Origin of the sequence: Noviherbaspirillum galbum, assembly GCF_010974945.1 — a bacterium.
Lineage (GTDB): Bacteria > Pseudomonadota > Gammaproteobacteria > Burkholderiales > Burkholderiaceae_D > Noviherbaspirillum > Noviherbaspirillum galbum.
This window is the reverse complement of sequence record NZ_JAAIVB010000048.1, coordinates 118,545-128,769: the sequence shown is the minus strand read 5'-3', so window position 1 is coordinate 128,769 and position 10,225 is coordinate 118,545. Positions and strand designations below refer to the sequence as shown.

The following is a 10,225-nucleotide window of genomic DNA, read 5'->3' as shown; positions in this document are numbered from 1 at the left end:
GCGAAATAGGCGCCGAGCATGTAGAAGCTGGCATGGGCGAAGTTAAGTACGCCCATCATGCTGAAGATCAGCGTCAGGCCCGAGGACAGCATGAACAGCAGCAAGCCGTAGCTTAATCCGTTCAGCATAGTGATGACGATAAACTCCACAACTGCTCCTTCATCGGTTGTATTCGTGTGCCGGGTACGGCAAGGACAAGCGCAACGGCAATCCGCCGCGCCGGCGGGGCGCTGCCCATCGGCATGTCATTCCCGCCTCCGCGGGAATGACATTGCTTGGTCAGGCTCAGCCAGGACGCTTCATCTGGCAGGACGTCGGCTGCGTCGCAACGAAGGTGTCGAACTTGGCGTCGGTCTTCCAGCCGTAGCCGGTGTTTTCCTGGTCGAACTTCACGTCCTTGCCGTTGGCCTTCACCCAGGTCGCGACGTACAGCGGCTGCTGGAGCTGGTGGTCCGACTTGCGCATCTCGACGTCGCCGTTCAGGCTGGCGTCCTTCATGCCTTCCAGCGAATACGCGACCTTGATCGGATCGGCGGACCTGGCTTCCTTGAAGGCCTTGGACAGCATGTGGATGCCGGTGTACGACGCCATCACGGTGTAGTCGTCGTTGAATCTCTTCTTAAAGCCCTCGACGAGATCCTTGCCGGCGAACTTGTCATTGTTGACGTTCCAGTAGCCGACATACTTCACGCGGTCCGCGCCGGCCGCGCCCATGGCCGTCGGCACGCCCTTCGTGCTCGCATAGTAGGTGTAGAAATTGGCCTTGAGGTCGGCATCCTTCGCGGCCTTGATCAGCAGCGCCAGGTCGGCACCCCAGTTGCCGGTGATGACGGTGTCCGCGCCCGAGGCCTTGATCTTCGCGACGTAGGGCGAGAAGTCCTTCACCTGGCCGATCGGGTGCAGGTCGTCGCCCACGATCTGGATATCGGGACGCTTGCGCTTGAGGTAATCCTTGGCCGCGCGGGTCACCTGGTGACCGAAGGCATAGTTCTGGCCGATGATGTAGACCTTCTGGGCATGCTTGTCCTTTTCCAGCAAGGTCGTCAGTGCTTCCATCTTCTGGTCGGAATTCGCGTCGAAGCGGAAATGCCAGAAGCTGCACTTGCTGTTGGTGAGGTCGGGATCGACGGCGCCGTAGTTGATGTAGATGATTTCCTTGCCGGGATTGCGTTCGTTGTGCTTGTTGACCGCATCGACGATCGCCAGCGCCGCGCCCGAGCCGCTGCCCTGGATCAGGTAACGATAACCTTGATCGATCAGGGACTTGAGAACGGTCAGGGATTCTTGCGGGCTGCCCTTGTTGTCGAATCCGGTGACTTCGAAGGTATTGTCTCCGGCCCATTTCTCGCGATTGGCGACATCGGCGACATATTGCCAGCTGCGCAGGGCATTTTCGCCAATGGGCGCGAAAGCGCCGGACAACGGATCCATGAAGGCGATCTTTACCGTGCCGGCATGGGCGGCGGGTGCGGAAAACGCCGCGGCGGCGGCGAGCGCGAGCGTGAGTTGGGTAAGCTTGAACGTCATTGTTATCTCCTCGTTGGTGTAAATTTGTTATTCCGCGGTCCTTGCAAGACTGCGGCAATCAGGTGTTGGGCAAGGGATGATTCTTGAACTGGTCGCGGATCAGGTTCTTCAGCACCTTGCCGGTCGCGCCGGTAGGCAGCGAATCGACGAATGCCACGTCATCCGGCGTCCACCACTTGGCGACCTTGCCCTCGTAGTGGTGAATTAAGTCTTCACGCGTGGTGTGCATGCCGGGCTTGCGGACCACGACCAGCAGCGGCCGCTCGGCCCACTTGGGATGGGGGATGCCGACACAGGCAGCCTGTTGCACCGCCGGATGGTCGAGCGCGATGTTCTCGATGTCGATCGAACCGATCCACTCGCCGCCCGACTTGATCACATCCTTGCTGCGGTCGGTGATCTGCATGTAGCCGTCGCCATCGATGGTTGCCACATCTCCGGTCGGCAACCAGCCATCCTGCAAGGCTGACGCGTCTTCCTGGCCGAAATAGCTGTCGATGACCCACTGTCCCTTCACATGCAGGTGCCCTGGCGTCTTCCCGTCCCACGGCAGGTCCTTGCCGAGGTCGTCGACGATCTTCATGTCGACGCCGAACAGCACGTGGCCCTGCTTCTGCTTGATCGCCTGTTGCTCCGCTTCTGGCAGCGACAGGTGCTGGTTCTGCAGGGTGCAGACCGTGCCGAGGGGAGACATTTCCGTCATGCCCCAGGAGTGCAGGAGTTCGACGCCGTGCTGGAGGCGATAGGTGTCCATCAGGGCCGGCGCGCAGGCCGATCCGCCGATCACTACGCGCCGCAGGGCCGACAGGCTCAGCTTGCGGGATTCCATGTGGTTCAGAAGGCCGAGCCAGACGGTGGGCACGCCAGCCGAGAAGGTCACGCCCTCCTGCTCGCACAAGGCGTGCAGCGACTCGCCGTCCAGCGAAGGACCAGGCAGAACCAGCTTGGCGCCGTTGAGCGCCGCCGAATAAGGCAAGCCCCAGGCGTTGACGTGAAACATGGGCACCACCGGCATCACCACTTCGCGCGATGAAATGTTCAAGCCATCCGGCAAGCTGGAAGCATAAGCATGCAGGATGGTGGAACGGTGCGAATACAAGGCACCCTTGGGATTGCCCGTCGTGCCCGAGGTATAGCAAAGCGTCGATGCGGCGTGCTCGTCGAACTGCGGCCATTCGGCGAGGCATTCGCTTTGCGACACCAGTTCCTCGTAGCAGAGCAGGTTGGGGATCGTGGTTTCCGCCGGCATGCGCGCGGCATCCGACATCAGCACGTAGCCCTTGATCGAGGGGCAGTGCGGGGCGATGCGTTCGACGAGCTCGAGGAAACTCAGGTCGAAAAACAGGTACTGGTCCTGGGCATGATTGGCGATATAGGCGATCTGGTTCTGGTGCAGGCGCGGGTTGATGGTGTTCATGACCGCGCCGATGCCGGAAATCGCGTAGTACAGTTCGAGGTGGCGATAGCCGTTCCAGGCCAGCGTGCCGATCCGGTCCCCCATCTGGACACCGAGCGCGCGAAGCGCGTTTGCCATCTTGCGTGCGCGGGCATGGCATTCGGCATAGGTATAACGATGAATGTCCCCTTCCACGCGGCGGGACACGATCTCCTTGTTGGCGAAGTGCCGGTCCGCATGCCGGATGATCGTCGATATGAGAAGAGGCTGGCTCATCATCTGACCTGAGATGGGGCTCCGGGTATATTCTTGATTCATGTTCGCTCTAGGCCTTTCATCGATGGTGAACGGATCGCCCTGCTTGCTGCGGCTTGCCACATGCGCGCTGTCGGCTTCCAACGTAGAGACAGTGTCCTTCACCAGCCCCGGGAATACTATGTTTGATGAAACACTGGATTGCGTTTTGTATGTGCTCGATCCACACCGTGCTGACTCGTCGTTGCGGAAGCGACGCGGCTAGCGCATCGCGATGACGCGACGGGGTGATATGGGGCGGCAGGAGGTACAGGAGGGACAATAGGGACAAGGCACCGCCATGCCGCAAGCCGGCGTCACGGCGATGGCAAGGACAAGGTATCGGGTGAAGGAGGATCGTCCCCCGGCCTGCGGTGAATGCCTTATTCCTCGGCGAAGAACTGGCTTGGCGTCAGTCCGAATTGCTTGCGGAACATGGTGGTGAAGGCGCTGGGACTGTCGTAGCCCAGCGCGAGCGCGACGTCGATCACCTTCTCCCCGGTAGCCAGCAACTCCAGCGCACGCAGCAGCCGCGCCTGCTGGCGCCACTGGCCGAAGGTCATGCCTGTCTCTTTCACGAACAGGCGCTGTATCGTCTTGACGTTCAGCGACAGCCGCTTGGCCCAGTCGAGCATAGTAGATGGATCATCGAGGCGGCGCTGCAATTGTTCACAGATGGCGAGGAGGCGGGCATCGGAGGGCATCTGCACGTGCAGCGGAAGCACCGGCAGCGCGCGCAATTCATCGAGTATCAGGCGCATCACGCGGCTGTCGCGGGTGCCCGGCGCATAGGGTTGTCGCACGTCGACCGCGGCGCGGATCAGTTCGCGCAGCAGCGGCGAGATGCCGACCGCCTGCGTCCGCTTGAAGAGATCGCGGCCGGCGTCGGTGGCCACGAGCAGGCTGCGCATGTGCACTTGGCCGACGCAGCGGATCTCATGCGTCATGCCGGCGACCATCCAGATCGCGCGGGTCGGCGGTACGACCCAGCGCCCGGCGTCGGCCTGTACGATCATCACGCCGCGCACGGCATAGATGAGCTGGTGCTTGGAATGGGCGTGCGGCTCGATATGCCAGCCCGTGGGGTAGTCGGTCGCACGCGCGCTTACCGGCGACGGCTCTCCCTCTATTTCCTTGAGCGCCTCGGGCAAGGGCTTGGGCTTGAACGACGGTTCCATGTCCTTTTCGAAGGGGCTTTTGGTCAAATGGCGCAAGACAGACATGCCAGATGTTCTCATAATCGGTGCTGCAGATCCATCCTAGCCGGACTTGAACCGAAACGATTCCATCCTTACGACGCCCCATGACGACCGCCGCCCAGACCCTTGTTGACGCTCAGACACGAGCGAACCGCCCCGCCATGGGCATTCTCGGTGCGATCAGCAGCGCGCACATGATCAATGACATGATGCAATCGCTGATCCTGGCGCTGTATCCGGTCCTGAAGGGAACGCTGTCGCTGAATTTCGCCCAGGTTGGCCTGATCACGCTGACCTACCAGCTCACGGCATCGCTGCTGCAGCCTCTGGTTGGCATGGTCACCGATCGCCGGCCCCAGCCCTACTCGCTGCCGCTCGGCATGGCGTCGACCTTGTGCGGACTGCTGCTGCTGGCGGTGTCATCCAGCTTCGGCATGGTGTTGCTGGCCGCGGCGCTCATCGGCGTCGGCTCATCGATCTTCCATCCGGAGTCATCGCGCATCGCGCGCCTGGCTTCCGGCGGCCGGCACGGCTTCGCGCAATCCATGTTCCAGGTGGGCGGAAACATGGGGACCGCCATCGGGCCGCTGGCGGCGGCCGCGGTCATCGTGCCTTTCGGCCAGCGCAGCGTCGCGTGGTTTGGCGTGCTCGCGCTGCTGGGCATCGGCCTGCTGCTCGCCGTCAGCCGCTGGTATGCGACCCACCAGGCGGCACACGCCGCCCGGAAAGCCGCGACCGCATCTCCTTATCCGCGCAGGAAAGTGTTCGGGGCGATCGCGGTGCTGATGGTGTTGATCTTTTCCAAGTATTTCTACGTCGCCGGCCTGAACAGCTTCTATACGTTCTACCTCATGGACCACTTCGGCCTGACCGTTCAGGATGCCCAGTTGCATCTCTTTTACTTCCTGTTCGCCTCGGCGGCGGGTACCGTGCTCGGCGGTCCGGTCGGCGACCGCATCGGACGCAAGCCGGTGATCTGGATCTCGATTCTCGGCGTGGCGCCGTTCGCCCTGATGCTGCCGCATGCCGACCTGTTCTGGACGACGACGCTCACGATCATCATCGGCCTCGTCTTGTCATCCGCCTTTTCCGCGATCCTGGTTTACGCCCAGGAACTGGTGCCGGGAAAGGTTGGCATGATTTCGGGACTGTTCTTCGGTTTCGCCTTCGGCATGGGCGGCCTCGGCGCCGCGTTGCTCGGCGTGTTCGCGGACAGGACGAGCATCGGCTTCGTGTACAACGCTATCGCCTACCTGCCGCTGCTGGGCGTGGTTGCCGCCTTCTTGCCGGCGCGCCGGCGGCGGGACTAAGTCCCGCGTTCCTGCCGCGCACGGCACTCACGGCAACCCGCTTCAGGCGAAGCCGGCCTTGGACAGCTCGAGACGGTATTGCTCCCAGCCCGATGCCGGCACGGTCTCGCCCGTCCGGTCCTGGATTTCACGCATTCTTTCGCGCACCTCGGCGGCGGGGTCGGCCGCATTGCCGACGTTGATGCCCCGGGTCATGGTGATGTTGGCGGACTCGAAGCTTCCTGCGCCCGCGAGCAGGATCATGCGGTTGGGAGCATTCTCGCCGGCGAGGGCAACGATGCCCGGGCTGACCGCCTCGGGGTGAAGGTGCTCGAGTTCCGCGGATGACAGCACGTCGTTGGTCATTGCCGTCGCGGCGCTTGGCGCGAGGCAGTTGACGCGAATGTCGTGCTTCTCGCCTTCGAGCGCCAGCGTCTGCATCAATCCCACGACGGCCATCTTCGCCGCGCTGTAGTTGGACTGTCCGAAGTTCCCATAGAGACCGGATGATGACGTGGTCATCACGATGCGGCCATAGCGCTGCTCGCGCATGAGGTCCCATACCGCCTTGGTGCAGTTCACCGAACCCATGACATGCACGTCCATCACGAGGCGGAAGTCATCCAGGGACATCTTGGAAAAGCTCTTGTCGCGCAGGATGCCGGCGTTGTTGATCAGGATGTCCACCCTGCCCCACTCGCCGATCGCGCGGTTGACCATGGCTTGCATCTGCGTGAAATCGCGCACGTCGCCGCCATCGGCGATCGCCATGCCGCCGTTGCGGATGATCTCGTCGGCGACGCCGCGGCCGGGCGAGCCGTCGTGCCGTCCGGCGACGTCGTTGACGACAACGCGCGCGCCGTGCGCGGCCAATGCCAGGGCATGCGCCCGGCCGAGCCCGCTGCCAGCCCCGGTCACGATCGCGACGCGGCCGTCCAGATATTTCTTGATTGTCATTGTTGCGGCTCCTTGATGGAAATGAGTTGAGTTCCTGTCCCTGCACGACAGGCGATGGTTTCCTGCATTGCGGTAGTGTCAGGCAAACGGGAAGCGGGGGCTATGTTCGTCCGTACATTCGAAGGGACTGATACATGTCTATTTGCGACATGGATTTGCTTGGTGGTATAAATTAAATTCAGTTAGGCTGTGGCATCAGTGCGCGCACGACATGAGTACGGATCACGCTTTCCGATTGTTTCGATAGGGCATGAGAATGGATACTGAACGGACAGAGCTTGTTTCCAGGGACCTCGCCACTGAATTGGTCGGCCTCCTGCACCGGAATGCGCCGATCGAGGAGTTCGCGGCACATCTTGCACGCGCCGAAGTCATGCACCTCGAAGGCAAGGACAGCGCCGGAACGGCAAACCTTGTCAGGATGGCAATGGGCGTCAAGAACCGCCTTGACATGCACCAGCTGAGCGAACAAGGCATGCTGGCGATGTTCGATTCCGCCAAGGACTTGTCCAGCCGGCTGGACACCGACAGCCTGCTTGGGGCAATCGTCACCCGGGCGCGCAATCTCCTGGGTTCGCATGTCGCCTGGCTCACGATCCACGACGCCGAGAAAGACGAGTTCCGGGTGCTGGCGTCCGACGGAGCGATCTCCTTCAACACCACGAGGATGAAGCTCAGCGGGCGGCTTGGCATCGCGAGCATCGTGTTGTCGACGCGCCTGCCCTTCTTCACCCAGAATTACCTGCTCGACAATCGTTTCCCGCACGACCCTATCCTGGACGACACGTTTCGCAGCGAGGGTGTGGCGGGACTGGCGGGGGTGCCGCTCATGTTCGATGACAAGGTGGTCGGCCTGCTGTTCATCGCGGATCGTTACCACCGCACCTACACTACCTTGAATGTCGCCATCCTCAGCACGCTGGCTACCTACGCCGCCGTGGCAATCAACAATGCCAGGGCCTTCGAGCATGCCAAGGATGCGCTGCATCGCGCGGACGTAGCGCGCGAGGAACTCGAACATCATGCGCGCGAAATCCAGAACGCGGCGGAAGCACACGAGCAGTTGACCGCGCTGCTGGCGAAGGGCGCCTCGCTCGGCACGCTGTCGGAAACGATTGCCCATCTGCTGAACGGCAGCATCGTGATCCTGGATGAGGCGTTCCACGTGATCAGCAAGGCAACCGCGCCGGGTTATACAGGCCGGCTGGCGGATACCTACGCGCCCCACAGCGCCCTGAGCGCCGAGGTTACTCAGGCCATACGCAACAGCCGGCAAGGCGGACGCTCGGTCATCGCGCGCGAAGAGGACGGCGAGCTGTGCCGGGTCATCGCCGTCATCGGCGGCAACGACCTGCTTGGCGCGGTGCTCCTGTTCCGGCAGGGAGACCTCGGCGAAATTCCTGTCCGCACCTTCGAACGCAGCTCGAGCATCATCGGCATTGTCCTGCTGTCCCAGGAAAGGATGGAGGCAAGCAAGAGCCGCGATGTGTCGGCGTTGATGCGTTCCTTGATCACCGGCACCCGCCGCGAGGACCTTTCCCTGACGTGGGACCGGGCGAAGCGCTTCGGCCTGGACCTGGCGCAACCCGCTTCGCTCATCCTCGTTGAGACCGAAGGCCTGAAGCCGGATGCGCTGGCGAGGCGTCTGCGCGCCGGTTCGTCACTGTCGGAACTCGTGCTCGACGAGATCGACGGCGCCCTTGCGATCATCATTCCCACGACGAAGATACAGCACACGCTTTCGGAATTCACCGCCATCGCCAAGCGCGAGTTCATCGACCGCTATGGCGGCATCGTCTCCCGTCCCATCCAGTCGCCGGCGGAAATCCCCGCCTGCTACACGGCGCTGCGGCGCGGCCTGGCCGTGATCGGCAGGCTGGGCATCAAGGGCCAGATCATCGACCAGAATGAAATGGCGCTGTACTCGGTGCTCTTCGAAAGCCACGACCAGGAAAGGCTGAAGTCCTTCATCGAAGCGACGATCGGCCCGCTCATCGCGTATGACGACAAGCGCCATACGCAACTGGCCGACACCCTGCTCAGCTACATGGATAGCAACCAGAACGCGAGAACGACCGCGACCCGCCTCGGCATCCACGTGAACACCGTGAGGCAGCGTCTGACCAGCGTCGAGGAATTGCTGGGCTACTGGGGAAATCCGATACGCGCGCTGGAAATTCACGTGGCGCTGAGGCTGTGGCGCCTTTCATGACAGGAGCCTGATGTCGCCGAGGGATGCGCCGCCGTTGAGGGGGCGCATCCCTGAAGGTTCAGGCGCGCTCGAACACGGCAGCGATGCCCTGGCCGCCGCCGATGCACATCGTCACCAGGCCATAGCGCTTCTGCGTGCGCATCAGCTCGTACACGCACTTGATGGTAATGATCGCCCCGCTGGCACCCAGCGGATGCCCCAGCGCGATCGCGCCGCCGTTCGGATTCGTGCGCGCCGGATCCAGGTCCAGCCCCCGGCACACGCCCAGCGACTGCGCCGCGAACGCTTCGTTGGACTCGATCACATCCATCTCGCCCAGCGTCAGGCCCGCGCGCTGCAGCGCCAGCTTCACCGCCGGGATCGGTCCCGTGCCCATGACCGACGGGTCCACCCCCGCCACCGCGTACGACACCAGCCGCGCCAGCGGCGTCAGGCCGTGCCGCGTGGCCGCCTCGGCGCTGGCCAGCACCACCGCCGCAGCGCCGTCGTTCAGGCCGGAGGCGTTGCCCGCCGTTACCGTGCCGTTGTCCTTGCGGAACGCCGGCTTGAGCTTGGCCAGCGACTCGGCCGTGGTGCCGGCCTTGGGATGCTCGTCGGTGTCGAAGGCAACGACGCCGTTGCGGGCCTTGATCTCCACCGGCACGATCTGCGACTTGAAGTGCCCGGCCTCGATGGCGGCAAGCGCCTTGCGCTGGCTGTCGGCGGCGAAGGCGTCCTGCTCCTCGCGGGAAATCTTGTACAGGTCGGCGACGTTCTCGGCGGTGATGCCCATGTGGCCAGCGCCGAAGGGATCGTTGAGCGCGCCGAGCATCATGTCGAGCATCTTGGCGTCGCCCATGCGCGTGCCCCAGCGGACGGTCTGCATGACATAGGGCGCGCGGCTCATGGTTTCCACGCCGCCACCGACGGCGATGTCGGCATCGCCGAGCTGGATGGCGTTGGCGGCGGTGACGATGGCCTGCAGGCCGGAGCCGCAGAGGCGGTTGAGGGTGAGGGCGGCCGATTCCTTGGCCATGCCGGCGTTGAGGCCGGCCACGCGGGAGACGTACACGTCGCGCGGTTCGCACTGGATGACGTTGCCGAGCACGATGTGCTGTGCGGCGGCCGGATCGACGCCGGCGCGGGCGAACGCTTCCTTTACGGCGATCGTTGCCAGGTCGGAGCCGGAAAAGTCCTTGAGCTTGCCGCCGAAGGTGCCGACGGCGGTGCGGGCCGCGCCCGCGATAACTACATCCTTCATCATGACATGTCGTTTTCGAGTGGTTGAACTGGTTTTGCGAAATTCCCGTTACTGGCCGCGCTGGTCGGGCGACATGGGATTCCCGCGCAGGCGGGAATCCCATTTCATTCG

The 10,225-nt window shown here is 63.1% G+C and carries 7 protein-coding genes and 1 pseudogene; 2 read left to right on the top strand and 6 right to left on the bottom strand.

Annotated features, from left to right (window positions below; genetic code table 11):
- The 4 genes and pseudogenes from G3574_RS15200 to G3574_RS15185 form a co-directional block, all read right to left on the bottom strand.
- Positions 1-149: pseudogene (locus tag G3574_RS15200) on the bottom strand (ABC transporter permease subunit); the annotation flags it as partial.
- 136 nt (positions 150-285) lie between these two features.
- Entirely contained in the window at positions 286-1,527 is a 1,242-nt protein-coding gene (locus tag G3574_RS15195) for a branched-chain amino acid ABC transporter substrate-binding protein (RefSeq protein ID WP_163964674.1), read from the bottom strand.
- Positions 1,528-1,585: 58 nt separating this feature from the next.
- Positions 1,586-3,241, bottom strand: a complete 1,656-nt coding sequence (locus G3574_RS15190; RefSeq protein WP_163964672.1) for a 3-(methylthio)propionyl-CoA ligase — start codon at positions 3,239-3,241, stop codon at positions 1,586-1,588.
- A 359-nt stretch (positions 3,242-3,600) separates the two neighbouring features.
- Entirely contained in the window at positions 3,601-4,395 is a 795-nt protein-coding gene (locus tag G3574_RS15185; RefSeq protein WP_163964670.1) for an AraC family transcriptional regulator, read from the bottom strand.
- A gap of 125 nt (positions 4,396-4,520) precedes the next feature.
- Between G3574_RS15185 and G3574_RS15180 the strand changes: the two genes are divergently transcribed.
- On the top strand, positions 4,521-5,726 hold the full coding sequence (locus G3574_RS15180; protein ID WP_163964668.1) for an MFS transporter: 1,206 nt from the start codon (positions 4,521-4,523) through the stop codon (positions 5,724-5,726).
- 42 nt (positions 5,727-5,768) lie between these two features.
- Here G3574_RS15180 and G3574_RS15175 read toward each other — a convergent pair whose 3' ends face one another.
- Positions 5,769-6,662 (bottom strand): SDR family NAD(P)-dependent oxidoreductase, encoded by an 894-nt coding sequence (locus tag G3574_RS15175; RefSeq protein WP_163964666.1) that lies wholly within the window; start codon positions 6,660-6,662, stop codon positions 5,769-5,771.
- A gap of 250 nt (positions 6,663-6,912) precedes the next feature.
- Here G3574_RS15175 and G3574_RS15170 point away from each other — a divergent pair, with 250 nt between their 5' ends.
- Positions 6,913-8,874 (top strand): helix-turn-helix domain-containing protein, encoded by a 1,962-nt coding sequence (locus tag G3574_RS15170; protein ID WP_163964665.1) that lies wholly within the window; start codon positions 6,913-6,915, stop codon positions 8,872-8,874.
- A 58-nt stretch (positions 8,875-8,932) separates the two neighbouring features.
- Here the strand turns inward: G3574_RS15170 and G3574_RS15165 are convergent, their stop codons facing one another.
- Positions 8,933-10,114 carry an acetyl-CoA C-acyltransferase family protein gene (locus G3574_RS15165; RefSeq protein WP_163964707.1) on the bottom strand — a complete coding sequence of 394 codons (1,182 nt, stop codon included), beginning with the start codon at positions 10,112-10,114 and terminating at the stop codon, positions 8,933-8,935.
- Positions 10,115-10,225: the final 111 nt, after the last annotated feature.

Excerpts from the sequence above, each read along its gene's own strand:
- G3574_RS15195 (WP_163964674.1), bottom strand. The coding sequence starts at position 1,527 with ATGACGTTCAAGCTTACCCAACTCACGCTCGCGCTCGCCGCCGCCGCG.
- G3574_RS15190 (WP_163964672.1), bottom strand. The coding sequence starts at position 3,241 with ATGAATCAAGAATATACCCGGAGCCCCATCTCAGGTCAGATGATGAGC.
- G3574_RS15185 (WP_163964670.1), bottom strand. The coding sequence starts at position 4,395 with ATGGAACCGTCGTTCAAGCCCAAGCCCTTGCCCGAGGCGCTCAAGGAA.
- G3574_RS15180 (WP_163964668.1), top strand. The coding sequence starts at position 4,521 with ATGACGACCGCCGCCCAGACCCTTGTTGACGCTCAGACACGAGCGAAC.
- G3574_RS15175 (WP_163964666.1), bottom strand. The coding sequence starts at position 6,662 with ATGACAATCAAGAAATATCTGGACGGCCGCGTCGCGATCGTGACCGGG.
- G3574_RS15170 (WP_163964665.1), top strand. The coding sequence starts at position 6,913 with ATGAGAATGGATACTGAACGGACAGAGCTTGTTTCCAGGGACCTCGCC.
- G3574_RS15165 (WP_163964707.1), bottom strand. The coding sequence starts at position 10,114 with ATGAAGGATGTAGTTATCGCGGGCGCGGCCCGCACCGCCGTCGGCACC.